Below are 24,117 nucleotides of genomic sequence, written 5' to 3'. Positions count from 1 at the left end.
GGGGAAACGCTATATATTTTTGTAAACTGAATTCAAAAATGCATCAGGTGCAACAGGTTTTATGGGTAGGAATTGGTTGTAAGCGGGGAACCTCATGGCAATTAATTAATGAGGCAATTGAAAAAGTATTTGAAGAAAATCAACTTTGTCAAAGTGCGATCGCAGGTATTGCTACCATCGATACGAAAGCATCTGAAATTGGCTTATTAGAATTTTGTAACCTACGCAATTTGCCCCTAAAGACTTTTTGTGCCGAAGTTCTTCGCCGTATCTGGGTTCCTAATCCTAGCAGAATTGCCAACCAAGAAGTAGGTACAGCCAGTGTAGCAGAGGCAGCGGCTATTCTTGCAGCCACTCAACTCAACTTGTCGTTGACTGATTCCCTGTTTATCAGCACAGAAGAATTGGGGGTGAAATTCTTAGTTCCCAAACGAATTTTCCAATTAAAAGGGCAACCAGGAGCTGTAACGCTAGCTGTTGCCCAAGCTGCAAATTTTAGTAATTTTTTTATTCACCAACTCTCAAAAAATAGTTAATGATGCTAGAAACAATTGCTAGTACAATTGAACCAAATAAAGCAGGTACAAAGCCCTGAATCTCAAAACCAGAACCAGGAGTTAGGGCACTTGCCAACCAAAGAGTTAAGGCATTGATCACTAATGTAAATAAACCAAAGGTCAGCAAGGTAATTGGAAAGGTTAAAATCTGCAAAATTGGTCTAATAAATGCATTAACTAGACCAATAACAATAGCAGCAACCAAGGCAGCCACAAAATTCTTGATAAAGAATCCCGGAACAATATTAGCAGTAATAAATAACGCCACCGCAGTACCGAGCCAAGTCAATAAAAAGTGTTGCATAAGCTTTTTTAGAAGAATTAACCCTAAGTTTAATTAATTTAACTTTTGTCCATTGCGATTTGTAGCATAATTAGGTGCCGTTGTAGTTGACTCCTAAAGTAGTCGTCTCTTTTGACAGCGCAAAAGCAATCTAAGACCATTTTGGATTGTCAAAGACGTTAGTGTAATCGCTTTTGGCAATCCATGTTGGCATAGAGAAATACTTTTAATGCCAGTATCTTTATCGTATTGCACGATGTACCTAAGTCAAATACCCAGTGCCGATGCGATCGCATACACCATTAACGTGAGTTCGATGAACCTCTCCCCAACCCCTCTCCGTCTCGGAGAGGGGCTTTAGTATCCTGAGTTGGGCACGAAAAATTAGGGTTTTTAAGCCTCTCCCCCCTTGCCTAACGCCGCAAAAGAATTTCCCAGGTAGCTCCACCAGCTACGCCGTCAGGTTCTAAACCATAGCGCTTTTGTACGGCTTTGACAGCGGCTTCGGTTGTCGCCCCAAAGTCTCCATCTACGTCGCCTTTTAAGTAACCAAGCTTTTTCAGTTGTTGTTGCAATTTCACAACTTCCGAACCACGTAACCCTATACGTAAAATCGGTAATCCTTCTGAGGTGTATTGAATACCAGGGGTTCGCTTAGTACTTGTATTTGACTGAGTTCGCGTAGTTTGTCCAGTACGTGCGGCTGACTGAGTTCGAGTAGGTGATGTAGGACGATTCGGCGTTTTTTGAGCTTGTCTAGGTTTAGCAGGCCTTGGTTCAGGGCTGGTAGCAACTTGTGTTACAGGTTTCTTTGGTGGGTTGGGCTTGGTGGGAGCTTGTGTTACAGGTTTTTTGGGTGGGCTGGGCTTGGTGGGAGCTTGTGTTACAGCTTGCCTTGGTGGGTTGGGACTGGGATTTGCAACGTTGGTGAGGTTGGTACTCTGGGTTGGAACGGGAAAATTTGTTGCTGAGTTAAATCTTTGCCCAGATGAAGGAACTGTTGATGCTACTGTCGCTTCTTTAGGAAAAAGTCGTTGCCAGGTGGTGGCATCAACTATACCATCTGGATTTAAGCCAGCTGCTTGTTTAAATCGGGAAACAGCATTGGCAGTATTTTCACTATATATACCATCTACTACACCGGAGTAAAAACCCAAAAGTTTCAAAGCTGCTTGAAGTTCAGATACGCGTTCGCCCTGGCTACCAACTTTCAGGGTCGGACGGCTGATACTATCTGCGGGGTTTACTTGGGCTATTTTTTGCGGAGCTGCAATTGATACTAGAGCAGAGGAGGCAATGAACAGAGGTGTAGTGGAGAACAGGAGTATTTGAGTTGCTGATAAAGACTTAGATCTGTTTGCCCACCAATTCTTTTGCGGTTTTTCCATCCGACAGCGATTTACAGTTGGATGTAGTAATTTTAAGTAACTCAAAATACTTGCTGTCAGGCTGTGTTGCATGGAATTTACTCCCAGAATATTCTCATGCTAATGGTACAGCCGCTTGGTCTAAAAAACAGCTGCTACAGAAAGCGATGTCTCCGATGGGCTAGGCCTGCATACATCATCTACCTGATGCGATCGCCCCATTAATTGCTGTTTCTTGACCAACTAAAGACACATAAGGTTCTTTTAAATACTTAGAAGCGGCAGCGATCGCATCTTGGGCATCCACTGCCGCAATCAGTTCTTGGAACTTAATATCAAAATCAATTCCTAACCCCAAAATCTCATACCAGCCGTATATCTGAGCAATTTGCCCGTTCGTTTGTTTACCCAAAGCATACTGCCCCAGAATCTTGTTTTTAGCAGCTTGCAGGGCGCTTGGGGATATTTCGGTGGTAGACAATAAATCTACTTCTGTACGCAGTCCTTCTAAAGCTATGGTGGTATTCTCTGGTGCTGTACCCATGTAAACCACAAACGATGCTGGGTATAGCCTGGTTGAGTAAAAAGCCGATACTTCGTAAGCTAAACCTCGTTTTTCCCGCAATTCGACAAACAAGCGGCTAGAAAGCCCATTTCCCAAGTAGGTACACAGCAACTTCAGTGAGGCGTAGTCAGGAGAACTCACTGATGTTCCCAAATAACCCAGCATCACAATTGATTGTTGCGTCTGTTGTGGCTTCAGCATTACCTGGGGTTCCACCCTAATTTCAGGTAAATTTAGGATTGGCAGTGGTGATGCTGGAACTTGCCAATCACCAAAAACTTTTGTCACCAATGCTACAGCATCTGCGGGTGTGACTCGACCAGCAATACTAATTACCAAATTATCTGGGCGGAAATAAGTTTGATGATACTGTACTAAGTCTGCACGAGTTAAGCGGCTCATGGTTGTTTCATCTCCTAATACCGACATGGCATAGGGATGATTTTGGTACATGACCTGCCGCATTTGTTCAAAAGCCACAGTGAAGGGTTGCTCTTTTTGCGAACGAATATCTTGTAGCGCTAGACGCCGTTCGAGTTCTACTTGAATTTCGGGAAAAGTAGGCGATCGCAAAATCTGCCCTGCCAATGTTAAAATTTCCGCAAAATCCGATGTTACCGTCTTGAAAGATAGCAAAAAATAATCAGTGGCGGCATCTGTACTCAAACTCGCCCCGACAGACTCGACTTTTTCTGCAATTTCCAAGCTAGAAAGTCCATCGCATCCCTTGGTCATCACTGCTGATAGCAAATGTGCCAACCCTGCTTGTTCTTGGTTTTCGTTACAACTACCAGCACGCACAAAGATTCGGGCTGCAATAATGTCCGCAGCAGGGTTTTCTGCCACTAGCACGACAATGCCATTGTTTAATACGGTGCGATGGATAGGCGATTTTTGCAGCAAGGTTGTCATTTGTCATTTGTCCTTTGTTATTGGTTATGGGGCATGGGGCATTGGGCATTGGGCAGAGGATGGGGGGACAAGTGGAATTGGAAGGGGAAAGACTTCTTGCAAGTTCTCACCTTGTCCCCTTTTCTCCTTGTCTCCTTGTCTTCCCACACTTCTTGTTCTCCCATGCCCAATGCCCGATGCCCCATACCCAATACTTAACATGGTTTAAGTATAGTAACCGCATAATTTTGCGGTGAGAGATACTGTTTAGCTAATTTTTGCAGTTCTTGGACATCAAAAGATTGAATCTCCTGGGGATATGTCACAGCTAATTCAGCTTGGGCAATTGTATTGTAGTACCCGTAAAGTCCTGTGAGTTGATTTGGCGTTTCAGTAGAAAAGGCATACTCGTTACATAGTAGCCTGCGCGATCGCGCTATTTCCTGTTGACTAATTCCTTGAGTCTGTAACTGATCTAAATGATCGCAAATCAAAGACTCAACTTTTTCTAAATTTTCTGGTTCCAACCAAGCAGTAATTGTAAATAAACTCGATTCTCGTTGGAGAGAAAAATTACTACAAATTCCCTGTACCAATTGCAAATCTTCCCGCAAATCCCTTACTAAACGCGAAGTCCGCCCTTCTGCTAATAACACCGACAATAAATCTAAACCATAGGCAGTGTGGATTTGTTCTACTCCCGGTACCAGCCACGCCATTAATAATCGCGCTTGTTCTATGCGTGGTAAACATAGTTCTTGACGACGAACTTCTGTTATTATTGGTTCTGGCACTTTTTCAAACTGCGGACAATGAGCAGGTTCGGCAAAATCAGTAAATGAACGATTTACTAATTCCCAAGCCGACTCCTGAGCTATGCCCCCTGCAATTACCACTGTCATGTTTTGCGGTTGGTAGTGCGCCCGGTGAAAGCAGCGCATCGCTTCTGGTGACTGCTGCATAAGTTCTTGCTCAGTACCCAGCACCGAACGTCCGTAAGGGTGACGCCCATAAATGCTGCCAATCAAAGCTTGGAATCCTATCCAGTCAGAATCGTCATTGCACGAGCGGATTTCTTCTAGTACTACGTCCCGTTCGCGGCTAAATTCATCTTCTGGAATTGCCGCGTTCAGCAGTAGTTCTCCCAAATGCGGCAGAGTATCTTGCAAATAAGGCGCAGCTGTGGTAAGCGAATAATGAGCATAATCATAGCTTGTTGCGGCATTACTGACGCCACCCCGGTTTTCAACGTTGTGGTCGAACATTCCAGGGGGTAGCGTTGCCGTGCCTTTAAAAATCATGTGTTCTAAAAAGTGCGCCATACCGAACCACGGTTGTGGCTCTAAGGTTGCTCCAGCACGCACCCAAACATCAGCCACAACTACAGGGGTAGTGGGAATTTCTTGATGAATAAACGTTAAACCACTGTCTAGTCGGAAGACCGAGGCTGGAAACACGGTGTCAGTTAGTTGTTGTGACAATTTTTTGTAGCTTTAACCACAATTTCATGCAATTGTGTGATCTTAACTCCGAACGTTACCTAAATTAGAATCATGTTATACAGATTTTGTTTTTATTCGCAAAAGAAGTTGACTTGTTCTAATACAAAGTCTGATTTTATACTATTTTCAATGGTATAATCCGTAGGTGGAAAACATTGTCCTGTAATAATATTGCTCAATTTCGTTTTGGTAATGTTTCATTTTCTCTGTATTTCCCTGCTCATAATACAAAAATTCAGAAACTAATTTATAACCAGGAAAAGTTAGTTCCATATCACAACTCACAGCACTCTCAATATAGGGTTATAGCTAGTTCATCAACTAATTGGAACAGATGTGGTACATCCCTACGCCGTAGCCTTTTTCCTTGAGGTTTTGGAATATTTACCCACAGCGATCGCACAACAATTCCTAATAATATAAGAGCTATGATGAAGACACATCCTATCCATACAGAACTAGACTGTAGGCTACTTCGCTGTAATAAGGCAATGGTTACGATAACCCATAAAAGAAACGATAGAACCAGCAAAACATAGCCATAACCCATCACCGCCAGAAAAAAAACACGTTGTCTAAATTGTTCTGGTTTTCGGTGAGCATAGCCCTCTAATTGCTTTACCAAGTTGTCAAATTGTTCCTGTGTCAGAGACATACAGTTGGCGATGTCATTTTTTGACTAGAATCTATACTTGGTAGCTTATTATCAAATTTAGCGATGAAAAGCAAGCGATCGCCAACGAGCGCTCCCAAACCTAAATACTACCAATAGCGGAGGAACCCTTCGTTGATGACTTTCCGCACTCATCCACCACTGAAAGATTGCTGAATTCTGGATTCTAAATTCTTTTTCAAATAATTAAAGCTCCCAAATTCTTACTGAGTTTGGGAGCTAATAATTTTGAGTTCACCGCGACGCCGTTTTACCTAAGTTTATGACCTGGTTTAACCAGGTGGGAACCTAAATTTCTCGTTTAAAGTTTCCGGGTACATGCCCGGTCTACTGCCACGAGAACTGTTTGACTCCCTTGTCTTTAAAGGCATAGATCAAAAAACTTGATGGCAGTCACCAACGTCGTAGTGCAACTAACTCATTATAGCTTTCAAAAAGATGTTGTGTGTTCAACATCCAAAGTTTTTGAGAAATTTAGCTGGGATACCAGATGGATTCTATGGTTTGGGCAACTGCCATCGCCATCTCTCGATTTTGATTATCCAGCAAAACGGTGACATGTCCCAACTTGCGCCCAAGACGTGACTCAGTTTTCCCGTACCAGTGGACATACGCCTGGGGAATTTCTGCTATTTGTTGACGCTGGCTTTGGTAATCGCTGTGAGAATTTTCGTACCCCAACAAGTTCACCATCACAGCAGCAGCACACTGCAAACCAGGATTTCCCAAGGGTAAACCACAAACTGCCCTTAGCTGTTGCTCAAACTGGGAAGTTTCACAGGCGTCGAGGGAAAAATGCCCAGAGTTGTGGGTACGGGGAGCAATTTCATTTACCAGTACTTTGCCATCAGCCGCCAGAAATAGTTCAATCCCAAAGACTCCTACTACTTGCAGGCTATTTAATAGAGTATGTGCGATCGCTTCTATTTCTGCTACTTGATTCGGCGAAATCTCCGCTGGTGCAATCACCCGCCGACACACTTGTTGTTCTTGTTGGGTTTCTACCACTGGATAGGTGACTATTTCTCCGTCCACAGAACGAGCTGCTATTATTGCTAATTCTCTTTCAAAAGGTACAAATTCTTCTAACAAGAAAATTGATTGATTTGGAGTTTTTGTTATGGTTTCATAACTTAACTTTTTTTCTAAAGCAGCAAAGTCTGGAATGATGAAAGTACCCTGACCATCATAACCGTGGCGTCGGGATTTGAGAACTACAGGAAAACCTAGATATTCTATTTTAGATTTGAGATTTTCTGTCTGTTCTACGGCGAAAAATCGCGGAACTGGCAAGCCTAAATCGCTTAAATAGCGCCGCTGATGATATTTATCTAAAAGAGGAGTTAATGCTTCTAATCTTGGGCGGAAACAAACACCTTGTTCTGCTAAAACAGATAAAGCATCTAAGTTAACAAATTCATTTTCAAAGGTGATGACATCGCATTTTTTGGCTAATATTTCTGTAGCATTAGCGTCATCTACCGGGGCGAAAACAACTTCCTGAGCGATCGACACTGCCGGATCGCCTTCACTAGGAGTTTGTACTATTAATTCTACTTCTAGCTTGCGTGCTGCATCTGCCATCATCCAGGCAAGTTGTCCGCCACCAATTACACCTACACGTTTCATTAACATCCCAGAGAATCACGAGTTTGCACGCCTGTTTTGGAATTCACACCACTGGCTTTTGTACACAGTTCTTTAATTTGCGCTTTATCCAAAATTGCATCTGTAAAATCTGCACCGTCTATATTCACATCATTAAATATGGCGCGGAGCAAAAGGGTTTCTTTGAGAACTGCATCGCTCAAATCTACCCTAGTCAAGTTTACCTGATCCACCATTGCATTCGTTAAATCTGCTCCGTGGAGGTTTGCTTGTGTCATCACCGAAGCACTCAATACTGCTCCCCGCAAGTCAGCGTTTGTAAAATTAGCGAATTCCATATTGGCGTTAGAAAACTCCGCAGCTTGTAAACTTTGACCAGAAAAATCACGTCTCGACAACTCTGCATTACTAAATGACAGTGGATGAGTCCAGTTTACCGCCAGTGCAGGATGAGCCACGCACCATAAAAGAATCCCCAAAAGTAACGCCAATCCTTGCCGCCAAAACATATCGAGAGCCAATTTGGTGTAAAATCGCTGCATTGTAAGCTTACCGCATGTAATTGAGACTAGCAGCCCTGCTGCTAAACCTGGGGAATCTATATTTGCCCAGCTTAATATTTTGTAACGTAAAAACAGGCATCGCTTCTCACCTCGAGCAAAATTATTTCTGCGACTTGAGGCAGAAAGCAGCGATTACTTGGGAGGCGATGTCTACGACGGGCTACGCCTACGCCACATCATACCAGCAAAATTATTACCAAAGACAGATACAAATGACTCTCTAGTTTTTTTCAACTCTCAAGGAATGATTTGTTGACACTCTCCGCCCATTGATTTATTTACAATTCTTGATTTTAAAATTTGGTTTTTCGGATATAGATAGTTTTAATGAGCAGTAACACTCACCGATTTATTTACATTTCTTCACTTACATTTTTTCACGTAAAGTTTATTGTCATTTGAAGTAAACAGATTCTATCCACTGCTAGGCTTTTAATTAAGCAAAGCAATGTTTGAGCGTAATTATTATCTATCTCAACTGCTTTACAAAGCTTAAAAATTGCATAAAAAGTATTAACTTTATACCGAATTAGTTAGTTTTTCAGGAATCTCTCAAAGATTATCTTCATCAACTACACAAATTCCACCAACCCAACTCGCAACCCCGATGATTAATCATTACTCACTTCAATGGATTGAGACATGGTGCCAAGAAAATGGCTGGACAGATTTATTTGTCGAGCGGCGTAATAATTACTGGGCTTTTCCTCCGGGTGGCGTAATGCCAGAACCAATTCCAGTTCATGTTCTCAGATTGATTAAAGCCGAAAAGGGATTGACTTTTGAAGAACGATTGTGGTCTAGTTCAGCAGTAATTGGTACAATCTTCGCTGTTCTTTTTACCATTTGGTTCCAGTCTCCGATGCCATTAGTTTTGGCTTTCGCTTTTAACGCGGTTACGGTGGCTCAATTGGAACTTGAGGATGCCTAAATTTTTAATTTTGGGCTTTGGTATTAAAACTGCTCTTGTTTATTTTTAACAAGAGCAGTTTTTAATTTAATAATCTGGAAGCTGCTTTCGGTGGATTATGCTGCAATACGCTTCCTATTCTTCAAAGTGTGACGAATACTTAAATCTACAGCAGGCTAAACTGTGCCCAGAAGCTATTTTTGGGGTCTAATGTGGAGATTTGGATCTGTTGGAGAAGTTGCTAGGATGATTGACCATGACAGGCTTTTTAAAGAATTAATATCTACATTCTTAGGACTTACGCATTGACAAGAAATGCCAAATATGCAAGGTTAAAAACCACATCTTTCGTAAGGGCACAGCATTGCTGTGCCCCTACAACATGGTCTATTTACGTAGTTTACCGCCGTAGGCATCGCAGGATAATTAACAAAAGCCTGAAACAACCGGGAGCATCGTTAATTCACATCACGATGCATTTGTACAGTGCGTAAGTCCTAATTCTATCTGGGTGAGGAAACTCGTCTAGACAAGTTGACTGGATGAAGCAAGAATCCCGTCGCCTTTAGGCACGGGAGTGTCAAATCATGGCCACTTTATCCTTATAATTTACAGCTTTTCACAATTTGTAGAAATTGTTCAGCATAGACTCGGCACTGTGCTTGATTCACTCTTCTGGATGCTGCTTCAGCTTCTAAGTCGGGGCCTGGAACCAACCGAGGCAATACTTGCTTTATTGTCTGTGCCAATTCTGATGCAGAATCTTGTCGAAAAAAGCTGGCACCGGGTGGGTTTTGTTCAAAATGAACTGGTAGATCAGAAAGAATGATTTGCTTGCCGAGTAGCCGTGCGTCTTCCACCACAGTACTCCAACCTTCAAATAACGAAGGTTGAATCACAGCGAGCGATCGCCGCATGAGTTGGATTTGGTCAACACGCCCAATAAAACCCAAAGTTATAAATTGGTCTGCTAAATCACTCTCATGCACTAATTTGAGGATTTCATCCCCGTAACCAGGGAAGCGTCTATCGTTTAACGTTCCGGTACAGACAACAGTGGGTTTGATATTCTCCTGCTTCAATATTCTCAAAGCTTCAATGATAATTCGATGGTTTTTATGAATCCAGAATTGATTGCTGACCAAGAAAAAATTATCATTGAGATTGTAGCTTTTTTGCACTGCAATTGGATCGCCTGTAAACCAGGTTGGCTGTGGAATTGTGCAGAAATTCAGGACGAAAGTTTTCGCTTTGGAGTGGGGATAAAACTTTCTAAAATCAGCTTCAGCAGCTTGGCTACTGAAGACAATCATCGGTGCATTTTGAGCAATACGCTCAAACGCTGAATCAAGGACTTGGAGTTCTACCGCCGAAAAAAAATTAGGCAAGTATTTATGTTGGAAATCTGGAATCCAGGCTGCCCAATTACAGGCAAAATCCCAGGATATTCCCCCATTTCCAACCATAGGGTATAAAAAGTCTATTTGCTCTCGTTGAGCTAGTAGTGCTAAACGTTTGTCTTTGGCAAAGGGTATAGTGCGTCCGACTTTCCACCACAGCCGATTGAAAAAGCTAGAGTTTAGACAGTTTGCCTGACAAATTTTCGTAACTAAGGGTTCTAAGTCATGATATGAATTAGCGATCGCGTCTGCTTTAGCAATTAGATAAATCTCGATAGGCGATCGCATTTCTAATGGTAAGGCGGCAATCGCTCTCACTAAATTTTGAATATAGATGTTTCCTCCAGCCCATCCACTATCATGTTGAATGAGGATTCCGATCCTTAGTGGTTTTACCATCCCATCACCTCAGCACGACACCATTGAGCATAGACGCTAATACCCCGTTGCAAATTTACTTCTGGCGTAAAACCGATCTGTGTCAGGCTTGTCACATCGGCTTTCCAGTTGAGTGGATCACCTGCTCGAATCACACCATCAAACTCAATGGGAATTTTTCGCTCTATATTCGCCATTACAATGTCTGCCAGTTCCTTAATCGTTGTTTCAACACCGCTGGCTACGTTGTGTACCTCTGCTTGGCAAGGAGCATTTTCAGCTAAAACATAAAGCGCTTTGGCAATGTCCCGGACATGAATAAAATCGCGGCTTTCATTACCAGTTCCTTGCAATTTCAAAATCGGTCGGGTCAAGGCTTTATGACACATATCCCAAAGCACCTGTCGCCTTAATCCAGGGCCATAAGCAGAAAAAATACGGACGATAGATGTTGGTAGCCCATAAATTTTAAAAAATTCAGTACAAATCTGCTCACTGATTAGCCGATGAAAGCCATAGGGAGAAATGGGTTGGGGTGTTTGGCTTTCATAAATAGGTAACGTCTGGGGATTGCCATAGACAGCAGCACTCGAAAGATAGATCACTCTGCACTGCGGCGCATGGAGACGTAAAGTATTGACAACATTAAAAGTAACGTCAACACTGGCACTGAAATCTTGCTCTGGTTCAGTGACTGAAAGATTGACCGAGGCTCTTGCTGCACAATGAATACAGACATGAGGTTGAACTTGTTGAACTAAGTCAGCTAGAACATTTGCAGGCAGTGTCAACTGATGATAAGAAGATAAACTTTGTATGGGTGCATTTTCAGTCGGACGAGTCCCCAAGCCAACAACATTCCATCCAGCCTCAGCAAATTGTCGAGCTACGTATCGCCCGATAAAACCTGTCACACCAGTGATTAAAACAGTTTTCAAACTTACTATTCCCCCTCCTCAGTAATAATTATTGAGCTATGGGCGTACTGCCATAACATCCTGAAAAAGTTGGTGAATGCGATCGGTCTGAGCTTCAAAGGAGAACGATCGATGAACCTTTTCCATATTCGATCTCAAGACACTCAACTTCTGTGAATCATTTAACGACTCAACGAGATCATCCACTTGTTTAAACATGAAACCAAAGGGCATATCTGACCAGTATTCATGAATAAACTGACTGGTTTGACTGACGATAATTGGACATATAGATGTTAGAGAAAAGGCGAATCGTGTAGACAAACTCCTGGCAGAACGCCGACGATTTGTACCGTTATACTCTTTATAAATTACAAGATGGGCATCAAATTGGGAAATATAGGTTGAGAAGCGACCATTAAGAGTATCAGCATTAGAAAAAGCCGGATAATGATGCAACCCCTTAATTCCTTTCAAATCAGCAACGGGGTTGACGAAAACGTGAACTCCCTTCGAGGCTAATAATGCTAAAAACTCACCCAAAGCATCCTTAGCATAATTATCATAGCGACGATTCCACAACTTCCCAGCATTTCCTGTGAAGATAACATGGGGTTTGTCATCAAGCCGTTCAAGCTGCAAATCTTCAGTAATTTTGACTTCTTGAGAGTAGAACGCAGATTCAAAGAAAGGATGAACCATTACCAAGTGTGGCTTTTTCTCCGCTCTAGGGATTTCCTGACAAAATACATCTCGCATGACATTGGAATAGAAGATGTAACCATCAATTAATTGATCGCCCTGACGATAACGCAGAAGATGCAACAGTTCAGTCAATAAATGTGGTGCGTTAGGATAAGAATCAATCAGCAAAATTGCCTTTGCGTTTGAGAAAATTGGAGCCACCTTGGGAAGTATTTTGAGTGGGGGAATCGATTCCCAGCAAAATAAAATATCAGGTTCTCCTCCTAAGGTAGAGACAATCTTTTGGCGTAATGATGCTGATAACTCGCCAAAGAACTGAAAAATATGAGCATCGTCATTAATTCCCCAGTCACGCAGCTGATGATTGGTCAATTCTTGATTTTCCCAGTATAAGGTAACCACAGAATGACCTAACTGCCTTAGCCCATTAATCCAATTGCCACACATAGGATTCCGTAAGGCATTAGCACCAGGAATAATCAATATTTTCAGGGGTTGCATAGGAACTCTATTAATGACCTTTTTCTCCTTATAAAAATTCTAAATAGTCTGAGGTGCTTTCCTGAAGATTCTTCTGAAACGTTTTTGCACTTTCTGCCAGAGATTAGGGTACCAATCAAAGCAATCATTTTGAATTTGCTGATCAACTTTTGTATTTCTGACTATTGCGATCGGATGCTGAAGCGGAAATTCCATTGCCTGAGTAGGTCTATAAAGGTATGGGTGATTATCAACCGTTGTATGAGTACCATCAATCCCTATATTCGATACCAAATTAACCGATGGAAGAATGGTTAGTCCTCCTTGTAACCAGCAAGTAAAATTCCACTGGTAATCCCAACAATCATCATGTTTATCATAAACAGTCTCAAGAATAGTTTGCCAGCTCTTCATTGCATGAAAATCGCCATTTAAAATATCCAATAAGAAATTAGTCTGGCGGAGAAGATCCCATTTTTTCATATCAAAATCATAGTACTGCCATGCCCGTCGCCAGGTTGCCCATCCCCAGGCCAGGGTGTAGCGGGAAAATCCGTAGCTATAGGGCTGTTGATCATCCTTGATACAGCTGCTAGTGCCAGCAATATGCATAATCCGTTGGTCATAACGATATTTCTCCAATAGTTCTTGGCAAAATTGGAAGAAGCTAAGGTCTGGTAGACAATCGTCTTCCAAAATTATTGCCTCTTCTACGTGGTCAAAAACCCAGCTAATCCCTGATGCAGGACGCAATCCACAGCCCAAATTTTTCTCTGCATAGTTTGTTAAAACTTTACAGTCCCAATCAATATGATCAAAAATAGTTCGGGTAGCTTTGCATAGCTCTACGTCAGCACTGTTGTTAGGGCGCGGCCCATCAGCAATCACAAATAACTGCTTCGGCTGAACCTGGCGAAGCACTTGAAGTAATTGTTCGGCTTTAGTTGGACGATTGAATATAATTATTGCGATTGGAACATTAAACGAATTGTCAAGCACAGACATCTCCTTTAGGATAATTAAAACTCGTGTCGATCGCTATTTAAGATGCCTTTATTCAATACACTACGAATATTTCAGCGCCTTCAAAGCAGCCATCTGAGACTACATCCAGGCAATCCATATTACTATAAATAACTTTCTCCCCTAGTAACGCTCAATTGCACCAATATCGGGTACTTTACCGCCAAATGGTAATCCAATGTTGACGCCACCATCAATAGCCGGGCTTCCCCAAACTGGAAGGTACTTTTGCCTCACTGTATCCCCACTATTTTGCAGAGGTTTCGGGTCTGCTATGATTTTGCCGTAGAATTGCCACGGCTTGAGCCACGTCAAATCTCTACTATTTGTATATACGACAAGGTTATTCCTTGCACTAGAATAGTTAGGCAATGAAGAGTTTTTCCTGGCATCGGTATAGGCAAACGACTCTCCTATTTTTTGTGGTACCACTAATAGATTGTTCACAACTCTCCAACTTTTGTTTTTCCATTGGTTGGCTACTGAACCTTTGTAGGTGATAAAAGCATACCAATCCCCATATTTACCGGGCTTTTTGACAAAAGTGTTGTTTGCAATAGTTAGGTTTTCCATGCTGGCGCTACTTGCCAAAAATTTAAATTGTGTACCATCAATCACATTACCAATAATTCTTATGTACTGCAAATGATCGTTTGTGTTCCAATTCTCAAAAACTGAGGCGGCAACAGTCTGAGTCATGTCAAAGAAATTGTTTTCAATAGCAATGCTGTTTGCACCAAGTTCGAGGGCAATTCCTTTAGCATTTGGTCCTTTTTTAAGCACCATCGTGTTGTTACGAAAAATGATCGCATAATTTTGGCTGTCGGGCTTTGTACAACCAGGGAATGATATTTCATTATCAAATATATTGTTTTCAATAATAATTTTAGAAATGCTAAAGATAGATGAGTGGCACCAAAATTCTATATTAAAGTTAGGGTTTAAATTTTCTATGTTGCTCCACAGGTATGGCAAAATACCATAACGTGAATAAGGATACATATTAAATTTGTTTGAACGGATAACAAAATTATTGGCACTATTGACACTTTTGATGCCGTACCCTTTTAAATATGTTGTAATAAATTCATTTCTCTCAAATAAAATATTTTGGGAATTTTTTAGAGTAAAACTGCCAAGAGATTGGGTATTATCCTCAGACGCTGTATCTTTGATAATCGAATCGGTTACAGAAAAATTTGTAACGTTCTCCAGCCATAATACTGTTCTTTTATAACCGGTTATGTATGAATTTTTGATTTGAATATTTTTGGGATAATCGTTATATTTGCTATACATTAATACGTTAATCGTATTATTACCTTCAAACCGGATGTTGTCTAATGTTAGACCGTCGATGCTTTGAATATCACCAAAAGTTGTGCCGATAATTGTGGTGCGATCGCTTACATTTGTGCTGTTGCTTTTCCCCGAACCTTGAATCAGTAAATTGTTTTTTAGAAAACACGGCTGTGTTTCCACATATTGCCCTATAGACAACACAATTTTGTCACCATCTTTGGCTTTTTCGCAGGCTGCTGCTAGTGTTTTTAAGGGAATATCTAGGGATAGAGTTTTATCGTTTCCAGAGGGCGATACATACCAAGTTTTTGATGCTGGTTGGACAGCACTGGTAGTAACTAAAAGACAAGTTAACACACTAATGAAGATATAAATCAACGTTGAAAAGAAGTGTGAAAATTGAATTTTCAAGAAAATAAACCTCAAATTAGAACTTTTTTCAAATAATTCACGGTTTTCCTAAATACACTGTATTACATAGAACAATAGAAGATTCACCTCTCACGGATAGATCACTACTTAGTTTTACGCCAAAGAGTACTAATTATCAAGTCAAGTGCCAACGCTTTTGTCATGGCCAAACCAATTTTGCGGCTGGGTGGGTAAATTAAAAGAATTAAGTAGTCAGAAAAACCATAGGAAATCACTGTTGCAATGGCTGCTCCTGTTCCTGAATAACGTGGTATCAGTAAGAAATTGAGCAAAATATTCATACCAGCACCTAGCAAAGTTGTTATGAACCCAAACCGCATCATGCCCTCAATCGTAATCCAGATCCCTCTAATCAGTCCTAACGATACAAAAACGCCTGCCCACACATAAATTGTTAATGTTGAGCTTGCATCAATATACTTAGTCCCATATAGCAGTGTAATAGCTGGTTTCGCAAAAAACATTGTCCCAATGCCAACTGCATATGCTAATACCACTACAATATTTAAAGCTTTTTGAATCCGACGGTAATAATTTTCTTCACCATCTTGCTTCGACTGAATAATTGCAGGATTCAGAGAAGATGAAATTGCAAGAGGGACAAAATACCAAAGTTCTGCAAGCCGCACACCCACTGAATAAATCCCTACTGCTTCATTCCCCACCATATTACCCAACATCAACTGGTCAACTCGCATATAAATTGCGATGGAAAAGCCAGCCATGATATTAGGCCAACTCTCCTTTAATAAATTTTTTGCTAAAGAAAAGTTAAACTTCCAGGTCTTAAAGACATATCCAGTTAGACGGTAAACAATGATTAAACCAATGGCACTGAAAGCAACTTCTCCCAAAGTTATGACAGCAAAAAAAATCAACGGTGCTTTTGCTTGAATTAATAAAATTTTAACAGCGTTAGCTAAAATATATGCACCATTCTTAGCGTAAACAACGTACTTTGACTGAACTTGGGATTGAAACCAAAAATCAATAACATCAAATATCTGAAAAATCAAGCTAAGACTAATAATTCCCGTGATCCATAAGCTCTGTGGATCATCAGTTCCTATTAAAAAAAGGATACCTATTGCAAGTAGAAAGGAGATCACCCCTCCTACGAACTTCAGGCTAAATGTTGTACCTAAAATCTCTTTTTCACCAGCACTATTTCTCACAAGATCACGAATAGCAATACTGTCAAGCCCTAATTTAGCAACAACACTAAATAAGCCGACAAAAGCCATTGAGTAGTTAAGCAAGCCAAATTGTTGAGGACCTAAGTAGCGAGCAACCCAAACTCCCACAATCAAACCAATACCCATACGTAGGATGTTATCAGCCATCAACCAAGATATGTTAGCAATGATCCGACGCAGATTTGAGTTGAAATTATTTTGAATTTTGGTGATTTTAGTAAACATCAAACTCCCAAGTTTATAAGAAGATAGTCTATTGAGGATTGAGTATAAATTAATGTCTTGCTTTATGTCATTTTGTTGACTGGAATATTAAGTCTAACAGCAACTAAAACATAGCAAAACCATATATAGTAGCTAAGAAATAGCTGGGTTTCTGAAATATTTGCCATTACTATGTAGACTAGGAGCATTAAGGGAAGAGCCGCTTCCAGAAAATTCGAGCGTTTCCACAATGCAGCTGCTCTGACAAGATTTAGCGCAAGTGAGAGCGAGAATATAATCAGTCCCAACCAACCTAACTCCATAGCTAAATCCAGGAAGCCATTATGCCCATTAGGAGGTACAAAACCACCAGAATTAAGAATGTGTCCTGCTGGATTTGCTTCACCACGCCAACTTTGCCAGAAGCCCTGTACACCATAACCGAGAATTGGTCGCTTTTCTAAAGAAGCAAGCATTTGTGGCCAGAATTCTGTTCGCCCTGTTAAAGTCATATCTTTACCAAAGGCACCGAAAATTGTTTCCAGGTTGGAACTAACGATCACATAACTTGCAAGAATAAAAAAAATCAGAAGTATGATAATGACTGATACCTGTCGGGGAGAAAACTGCCGCACAATCGTCAGTATCCCCAGGAAGATGAGGAGGGTAATAAGAGTGAAAAGAGCTTGGCTAGAATTAGAAAGTATCAGCAGCAATGAAGATAGCATAATTGTGCCGATCGCAACTACACGGCTCCAAAGTGAATTCATTGGTTGAATTGACCATAGAGCTATACTTAATGCCATACAAGTCCCTAGTTTGATGGGAAATGGGAAAATACCCAGCCATCCCTTTTCGTTTATCCCCATTGAAGGGATTGCTACTGCCACAAATGCACTTAACAAACCTGAAATCAAGCACATCCAGCATAAATACTTGCAAATATCCTGCCAATCATATTTACGTACCAGGTGGGCAGCCAGCCAACTAACTATAAACTGAACCACGCTGAATTTTAGTGATAATAGAGGAGTCTCTGACCAGAGTGCAGAGAGCAACGCAAGTACCAGCAATATACCTATAAATGGATCTACAAAAAGCAAAGAAAAACTATTAAGAAAGTTGCTGAATAGCTTTGGCTGTAAAATCACAAAGAAAGCATAACAACTTATTTGAAGTATCAGTGAAGCAAAGCTTTTATCATCACCCGCTAGGGCATCAAATTGGAGATAGGTAAGGGGAGGTACAATTGGTTTGAGTAGTATTATTAACAATACAACAATAGTGATTTCTTCTAAAACTTTGGCAACTTGCTTGTTGTGTACATAGCGTATAATTAACAAGAAATATATTATAAAAACAAGAATAAGAAGAGGCAGAACTATTGGATGTAGAATCAGACTTCTCATAGTTCTAAAACCTGTTTTGATGCTCTATATCGATCCAACAACTTTGGATATGACTTTTTATATCTAGCGTGACAGTTAAAGCTGTTCTCATCTTTTTTTGATTTTCGGCTTGTCAGTAACACCGTAATAACCCTGAGGCAAGGATAATGTTTCGCGTCCATCGTTAGTAATCACCCCTAACACTGATATGGATGAAAATTTCAATTCCTCTAGAGCTGCCAAAACAGATTGACGGCTGGTTTTGCCTAAGCGAACTACTACAGCTAAACTATCACAGTGAGCCGCCACTAACCCAGTATCCGCCGATCCAAGCAGGGGGGGCGTATCCACAATCAGCAGATCAAACATTGCCTGGAGTTTTTGAAACAGAACCTCGACTCGATTATTAGTGAAAAGCTCTACTGGGTCGAGGGAAGGTTCTCCGGCAGTCAAAACCATCAAGTTGGCACTAGCGGAAGATGATTGGAGTACGCTTTGAATATCCTGAGAGTTCTCCAGCAGATGACTCAACCCCTGGTGATTGGACAATCCCAGTAGCTCGTGAATTTTGGGATGGCGAAGATCCGCATCAACAAGTAAAACCCTTTGTCCCATTGCTGCTGCTGTCATTGCCAGATGCACGGCGATTGTCGATTTGCCATCCCCCACTTCTGGGGAGGTAATCATGAGAGAACGGATTGGACTGTAGGTTTTACTCAATAGGCGTAAATTTTTAGAGAGCGATTGAAACGCTTGTGTCACAGGGTCTGAAAGCACTGGAAGCTGGGAATGGTTATGGGGAATTGCTCCCAGCAAGGGCAACTTTATTGCTTGTTTGACTTCTTCTTTGGTGTGCAGCAAATCCTGCATTGTCTCGATTAGAAAACCTACGCCCACGCCCAGCAATACTGCCAGTACAGCAATTAATGCCAGAAAACGAACCTTACTGATGTTATTGACTTGAATGGCTTGACCTGATTCATCAAGTTCTAATCGTGGAGGAATGGTTAGTTCCCAGGGAATTTCCTGCTGGGCAGCGTCAATTTGCAAGGCTTCCCGGCGGCTTGCAAACTTATTGAAACTATCGCTTGCAAGTGCCAGCTTGCTCTGCAAATCTTTGTACTGGCGGGCGATCGCAGATAACTGTTGAATTTTCTGATTCACTTGAGCCTGCGCCTGGTTTATTGCCTGACGACGGGCCTGTGCTACGGTAATAGAATCGGTGGTCGTTTTTATAACCAGGTTTGCTTCCTGATTCAAGAGGCTTTTGAGATTTCGTCGTTTCTGTAGTAGATCCTGCATCGTCGGATTTTCTGGTTGGAGTCTGGCTGATTCTACGGCAATCAGACCCTCAAGTTGCTGGTACTGATTTAACAAGGCCTGGTAATAGGTTGTATTGGCTAAAACAGACTGGAGGTTGGCATTATTTAATTGTCGCACCAGGGAATTTCGTTTGGCTTCTGCTTCTGCAACCTGGGTCTGGTTTTCAGCCTCGGCCTCATTCAATTTGCCAGTAGTTGCAATCAACTGCTTACCCTGTTGTTCGGGATCGGCAATATTGTAACGTTGGCTCAGAGCTTGAATTTGTTGTTGTAAGGAATCGACCCGTTGGCGCAGTGGGGGAAGCTGGCTGTCTATAAATTGCAGGCCGCGTTGAATTTTGGATTGTCGTTCCTGGAGGCTGTATTTCAAATAAGTCTGGGAAAGGCGATCGAGGATAAATTTTACTTTCTCCGGGTTGTTATCTTCGTAGCGAACTTCAATCAGTTTCGTACCCTGTTCTTTCTTGTCTAATGACAGGGTTGTAATTCGGGCGATGTTTAAGTTCTTGACTAAGGTTTCATAGCTCGTGTCTGGATATCGTTGGCGCACTTCGCTAACCACAGGATACAGCAGGGTAGGACTTTGCAAAATCCGAATTTGTGACTCGTAATCCAGGCTGGACTGTTCAATATTAATTCGTTGTACGTCAACATCTGAACCCTGGGCACGGGTAGAAGAACGTGCTAGTTGTTCTTCCGCTGTGACTGGTTCGACTAGGAGTTGAAACTGACCCGCATATCGAGGGCTGGTTGATTTTGTCATCAGAAATAGCAGCCCTCCACCTAGTAGGGTCGTTCCCAATGCCACCTGTACCATCAATAGCCCCCGGCGACGGATAATAGCTCCCAGCCAAGCGAGATCCCACTTTTCCTCTTCGGTGCTAGTGGAAGCAGGATTTTGGAATGGAGAATAGGGTGATTTACCGTTGGTTTCGGTCAGTCTTGGGAAAGAATTTGGCTGTCTATTCATCTCGGTTTAAAATCAAATCAAGTGCAGATAACAGTGATAACCGTCCATGAGCAGTGCCTAAAAAGCCTCAAAATGTTGAACCACACAAAATACTGATTGGAACTAAAACTGACTTGGGCTATCTCTAAGTTGTATGATGCGCGATCAATCGCCCAACGGCAATAATATCTTTATTCTGGATTGATAGATTGATGTGATGGCATATCTTTTAGAGCAGCTATTTACAAAGGTGCCTATCACCTATGAACGAAGAGGTATTCCATAGGAAAGCCGCTTGCTTAGCATTAACCAGAGCAATCTACGGTAGGGTAATAACCAATAGAAAAACCAAAAAATTCCGCCATTTTCACGGCAGAATACTTTCCACTCATGAAATGAATGTAGAGTGACATCGTTCAATGGCAGCCCTTTGGGGCGATCGACTTGATTCCAGTTAGCTTGAGCCAGTTCTGTGTTGGCCATCCGACTACTGGGTGGATTGGCAGAACAAGTTCCTAAGTAACCTGGTGTCATATAGACAGAGCAACCTTGGCGACGTGCCTTGAGTCCATAATCGTAATCACCTAAATCATGGGTGTATTTTGGATTCAAGTTTCCTACAAGGGCTGCAACTGCGCGAGGAACCAGTACGCAGTTTCCATGCAAAGTATCACAATGGCGCGGTTGGTCTGGGTCAGGATGGACGTGGTGAAACTTCAGGGGATGCCACCAGTAGGTTTGCATTAGCCCTCCATAGCTAGGTATTCCGGTTTCTGGATCGAGGGTGGAGCCAACGACGATCGCTTCCTCCTGTCCCTGACTAGCAAGTTGAGTCCAAACGCCGAGCAAGGTCTTGAGGGCATGGGGGTAAAGAACCGTGTCGTCATTTAACCAGAGGTAATAGTCTGGATCTTCTAGTTGGGCAGCTGCAAAGGCAGAACGCATCCCCCCATTCCAGAACAGACTTCCAGTTCCTCGAATCAAATGAACGTTAGGATATTTCTGCTGTATTGCCTCTGTCGTCCCATCGGTGCTGCCATCATCGACTAGGTAGGTTTTGAGTTGGATTTCTGTGGTCAGGCTTTGTTGGGATAGAGCTTGCAAGCATTGCAAAGTTTTTTCGCGCCGGTTGTAGCAGGTAAGCAGGACAGCAATGGTTGTTAGCTGCATATTTCTTCAATCCTGGTCAATATTCCTTTATTCTGATTAATTAGACTCTTTAATCCAGTGTCCACGCTGTGTAAAAATTGGCTGTGGCGATTTTGAACCCAGACTTTGACAGATTCTAAATCGCTGGGTGTGATAGAGTCAGCGATCGCACTCTGTAAAGAGTCAGCAAATTGCTCTGGTGATTCGGCTAATCGTACAGTGGTCGGTGGTGCGACGATCCCGCGCAGAGCAAAGGGCGTTGCTACAACTCGTAAACCTAGTCCAATTGCTTCCAGGCTTTTGAGTTGAATGCCCCCGCCTCGAATTGAGGGAATGGCAACCACTCTGGCCTGAGCAAGAAATTCCTGAGCATCTGGCACAAAACCTAAGTACTCCACATTGCTATACTTACCGCTTAACCACTCTGCACCCCGCCCAGCAACTCGAATTGATAAGTGGGATGGTAGACGAGGATAAATCTGGTCAAAGAAGTAACGTAATCCATCAGCATTTGGTTTCCAGATCCAGCTACCAATCATGCTAACATCGCACGTTTTCGGATGAGTTGGATCGACTGGCTCTGTAACAGTGGCGGGTAATTCAAATATCCGCACTGCCTCTTTTTTGCCTAATTTCATGAAATAATCGGCATCATGCTCTGTTAAAGTCCAAATTTCCTGGCTGGTAACAGCAAGTTCATCTTCAATCTGCTTGACCAATTGTGCTTCTCGCTGATATACCCACTTTGCCAAAGGATTTGAGGCATCCTTGAGTCGTTCGAGATAAATTTCATGTTCTAAGTTATGGGCTAAAATTGCTACCTTGGCGCGATCCCCAATGGCAGATTTCAGCCAGTAAAGTTGCGATGAATGTTCTAGAATGATCGCATCATAGCTATGTTTAGATAATAATGACTTAACAGTTTTAACATAGCGATTTGAATAATACTTAGCAGATGTATAAGGTAATTGCTGAAAAAGAGCGATCGCACCCCAAATCAGTGGATGATAACCTGCCGCTTTCGTTTCAATGTGACGTTTTCCAACAGCGATCGTATTTTGATCGTAATTATCAGGATGAGAATCGTCCCAACGTTGATAGCCGACAACAGAAACCGCATGTCCCAACTTTTTCATAGCATTAATAAAATGCTGGGATGCGATATCTGCTCCTGTGCCATATTTACTGGGAATTGCAGTTGTCAGATTGAGAATTTTCATCAAATTCAGAGCTGATTTTATAAAATGCCGATGACAAAATAAATCGTGGTGTGATATGTGATTGACAAAAATTTCAGAGCAAGGTGCAGAGGTGGACAAAGCAGATGATAAGTAAGAATCCTTAAACTTTTACACCCCTACACCCCAAACCGATGTTGTATGGGCTAAACAGCGTTTTGCCGATACCAATCAATAGTATTTTTCAATCCCTGCTTAAAGTCTACTTGGGCAGTGAAATTAAACGCTTGCTTCGCCCGTTCTGTATCTAAACAGCGACGGGGTTGACCGTTGGGTTTATCTGTTTCCCAAACGATTTCACCTTCAAACTCCATTAATTCACAAATGAGAGTAACTAAATCAAGGATAGAAATTTCATAACCAGTTCCCAGGTTTACCGGTTCAGAGTCATTGTAGAATTGAGTTCCCATAACAATTCCCAACGCTGCATCTTCAGAGTAGAGAAATTCGCGGGTAGGACTTCCATCACCCCAAACAGGGAGTTGTTTGTCTCCCCTAATTTGAGCTTCATGAACTTTGCGAATTAATGCGGGGATCACATGAGAACTTCGAGAATCGAAGTTATCTTCTGGCCCATATAAATTTACTGGCAACAGGTAAATGCCATTCAAGCCATACTGCTGGCGATACGACTGCAATTGAACTAAAAGAGCTTTCTTGGCAACTCCATAAGGGGCGTTGGTTTCTTCCGGATAACCATCCCACAGGTTATCTTCTTTAAATGGTACTGGGGTGAATTTAGGGTAGGCACAGATTGTCCCTACACAGACAAATTTTTCGACTCCAGCTTGATAAGCTGCATGGATTAATTGAGTACCCATGATCAAGTTATCGTAGAATAACTCTGCGGGTTTTTCGCGGTTGAGTCCAATACCCCCCACATGAGCGGCTAAGTGGATAACAATGTCTTGGTATTCGACTGCTCTTTGACAATTCTCCCACACACGCAAATCCAATTCGCGCGATCGCGGGACACTTATCTTGGTTTTGTCAGCCCCAACTTTGCAAAGCTGTTCTATCACCTGACGACCTAAAAACCCTGCCCCACCAGTGACGAGAATTCTTTTATTTTTTAGTTCTAAAGCAGTCATATCTTAACTGTTTATCCTTGACGA

General features: G+C 41.9%; 20 protein-coding genes and 1 other RNA gene. 2 read left to right on the top strand and 19 right to left on the bottom strand.

What is annotated here, in order from left to right; all coding sequences use genetic code 11:
- Positions 1-38 precede the first annotated feature (38 nt).
- Positions 39-536, top strand: coding sequence for a cobalamin biosynthesis protein (locus IQ276_RS07755; protein ID WP_193913374.1), 498 nt, complete (start codon positions 39-41; stop codon positions 534-536).
- Here the strand turns inward: IQ276_RS07755 and IQ276_RS07750 are convergent.
- The 8 genes from IQ276_RS07750 to IQ276_RS07715 form a co-directional block, all read right to left on the bottom strand.
- On the bottom strand, positions 508-861 hold the full coding sequence (locus tag IQ276_RS07750) for a phage holin family protein (protein WP_193913372.1): 354 nt from the start codon (positions 859-861) through the stop codon (positions 508-510). The genes IQ276_RS07755 and IQ276_RS07750 overlap by 29 nt on opposite strands.
- A gap of 392 nt (positions 862-1,253) precedes the next feature.
- Complete coding sequence (locus IQ276_RS07745; RefSeq protein ID WP_193913370.1) at positions 1,254-2,300, bottom strand: peptidoglycan-binding domain-containing protein; 1,047 nt, start codon at positions 2,298-2,300, stop codon at positions 1,254-1,256.
- A 103-nt stretch (positions 2,301-2,403) separates the two neighbouring features.
- The gene (locus tag IQ276_RS07740) at positions 2,404-3,684 is read right to left on the bottom strand and encodes a M16 family metallopeptidase (RefSeq protein ID WP_190875878.1); all 1,281 of its coding nucleotides are present in this window, start codon (positions 3,682-3,684) and stop codon (positions 2,404-2,406) included.
- A 194-nt stretch (positions 3,685-3,878) separates the two neighbouring features.
- Positions 3,879-5,120 carry a M16 family metallopeptidase gene (locus IQ276_RS07735; protein ID WP_190875897.1) on the bottom strand — a complete coding sequence of 414 codons (1,242 nt, stop codon included), beginning with the start codon at positions 5,118-5,120 and terminating at the stop codon, positions 3,879-3,881.
- Positions 5,121-5,457: 337 nt separating this feature from the next.
- Positions 5,458-5,820 (bottom strand): hypothetical protein, encoded by a 363-nt coding sequence (locus tag IQ276_RS07730; RefSeq protein ID WP_193913368.1) that lies wholly within the window; start codon positions 5,818-5,820, stop codon positions 5,458-5,460.
- Positions 5,821-6,068: 248 nt separating this feature from the next.
- Positions 6,069-6,252: non-coding RNA, 6S RNA (ssrS, locus tag IQ276_RS07725), on the bottom strand.
- A 60-nt stretch (positions 6,253-6,312) separates the two neighbouring features.
- Positions 6,313-7,467 (bottom strand): 5-(carboxyamino)imidazole ribonucleotide synthase, encoded by a 1,155-nt coding sequence (locus IQ276_RS07720; RefSeq protein ID WP_193913366.1) that lies wholly within the window; start codon positions 7,465-7,467, stop codon positions 6,313-6,315.
- On the bottom strand, positions 7,467-7,955 hold the full coding sequence (locus tag IQ276_RS07715) for a pentapeptide repeat-containing protein (protein ID WP_190875898.1): 489 nt from the start codon (positions 7,953-7,955) through the stop codon (positions 7,467-7,469). Before IQ276_RS07715 ends, IQ276_RS07720 begins: the two co-directional genes overlap by 1 nt.
- 661 nt (positions 7,956-8,616) lie before the next feature.
- Here IQ276_RS07715 and IQ276_RS07710 point away from each other — a divergent pair.
- The gene (locus IQ276_RS07710) at positions 8,617-8,940 is read left to right on the top strand and encodes a slr1957 family protein (protein ID WP_190875881.1); all 324 of its coding nucleotides are present in this window, start codon (positions 8,617-8,619) and stop codon (positions 8,938-8,940) included.
- 581 nt (positions 8,941-9,521) lie between these two features.
- Here IQ276_RS07710 and IQ276_RS07705 read toward each other — a convergent pair.
- The 11 genes from IQ276_RS07705 to IQ276_RS07655 form a co-directional block, all read right to left on the bottom strand.
- On the bottom strand, positions 9,522-10,718 hold the full coding sequence (locus IQ276_RS07705; RefSeq protein WP_193913364.1) for a glycosyltransferase family 4 protein: 1,197 nt from the start codon (positions 10,716-10,718) through the stop codon (positions 9,522-9,524).
- Positions 10,712-11,635, bottom strand: a complete 924-nt coding sequence (locus IQ276_RS07700; protein ID WP_193913363.1) for an NAD-dependent epimerase/dehydratase family protein — start codon at positions 11,633-11,635, stop codon at positions 10,712-10,714. Before IQ276_RS07700 ends, IQ276_RS07705 begins: the two co-directional genes overlap by 7 nt.
- A gap of 36 nt (positions 11,636-11,671) precedes the next feature.
- The gene (locus IQ276_RS07695; protein ID WP_193913361.1) at positions 11,672-12,820 is read right to left on the bottom strand and encodes a hypothetical protein; all 1,149 of its coding nucleotides are present in this window, start codon (positions 12,818-12,820) and stop codon (positions 11,672-11,674) included.
- 39 nt (positions 12,821-12,859) lie between these two features.
- Positions 12,860-13,798 carry a glycosyltransferase family 2 protein gene (locus IQ276_RS07690; protein ID WP_228042782.1) on the bottom strand — a complete coding sequence of 313 codons (939 nt, stop codon included), beginning with the start codon at positions 13,796-13,798 and terminating at the stop codon, positions 12,860-12,862.
- A gap of 147 nt (positions 13,799-13,945) precedes the next feature.
- Complete coding sequence (locus tag IQ276_RS07685; RefSeq protein ID WP_193913357.1) at positions 13,946-15,535, bottom strand: right-handed parallel beta-helix repeat-containing protein; 1,590 nt, start codon at positions 15,533-15,535, stop codon at positions 13,946-13,948.
- A gap of 104 nt (positions 15,536-15,639) precedes the next feature.
- Positions 15,640-16,977 carry a flippase gene (locus tag IQ276_RS07680; protein ID WP_193913355.1) on the bottom strand — a complete coding sequence of 446 codons (1,338 nt, stop codon included), beginning with the start codon at positions 16,975-16,977 and terminating at the stop codon, positions 15,640-15,642.
- A 62-nt stretch (positions 16,978-17,039) separates the two neighbouring features.
- On the bottom strand, positions 17,040-18,299 hold the full coding sequence (locus tag IQ276_RS07675) for an O-antigen ligase family protein (protein ID WP_193913353.1): 1,260 nt from the start codon (positions 18,297-18,299) through the stop codon (positions 17,040-17,042).
- 153 nt (positions 18,300-18,452) lie between these two features.
- Positions 18,453-20,636, bottom strand: coding sequence for a GumC family protein (locus IQ276_RS07670; protein WP_193913351.1), 2,184 nt, complete (start codon positions 20,634-20,636; stop codon positions 18,453-18,455).
- Positions 20,637-20,876: 240 nt separating this feature from the next.
- The gene (locus tag IQ276_RS07665; RefSeq protein WP_193913349.1) at positions 20,877-21,785 is read right to left on the bottom strand and encodes a glycosyltransferase family 2 protein; all 909 of its coding nucleotides are present in this window, start codon (positions 21,783-21,785) and stop codon (positions 20,877-20,879) included.
- A complete protein-coding gene (locus IQ276_RS07660; protein WP_193913347.1) occupies positions 21,776-22,984 on the bottom strand; it encodes a glycosyltransferase family 4 protein in 1,209 nt (402 codons plus the stop codon). The genes IQ276_RS07665 and IQ276_RS07660 overlap by 10 nt, the downstream gene beginning before the upstream one ends.
- 164 nt (positions 22,985-23,148) lie before the next feature.
- Complete coding sequence (locus IQ276_RS07655; protein ID WP_193913345.1) at positions 23,149-24,093, bottom strand: GDP-L-fucose synthase family protein; 945 nt, start codon at positions 24,091-24,093, stop codon at positions 23,149-23,151.
- Between the last annotated feature and the right edge of the window lie 24 nt (positions 24,094-24,117).

Source organism: Desmonostoc muscorum LEGE 12446, from assembly GCF_015207005.2.
Taxonomy (GTDB): domain Bacteria; phylum Cyanobacteriota; class Cyanobacteriia; order Cyanobacteriales; family Nostocaceae; genus Nostoc; species Nostoc muscorum.
The sequence above is the reverse complement of the archived record's forward strand: the minus strand, read 5'-3'. Positions and strand labels throughout refer to the sequence as shown.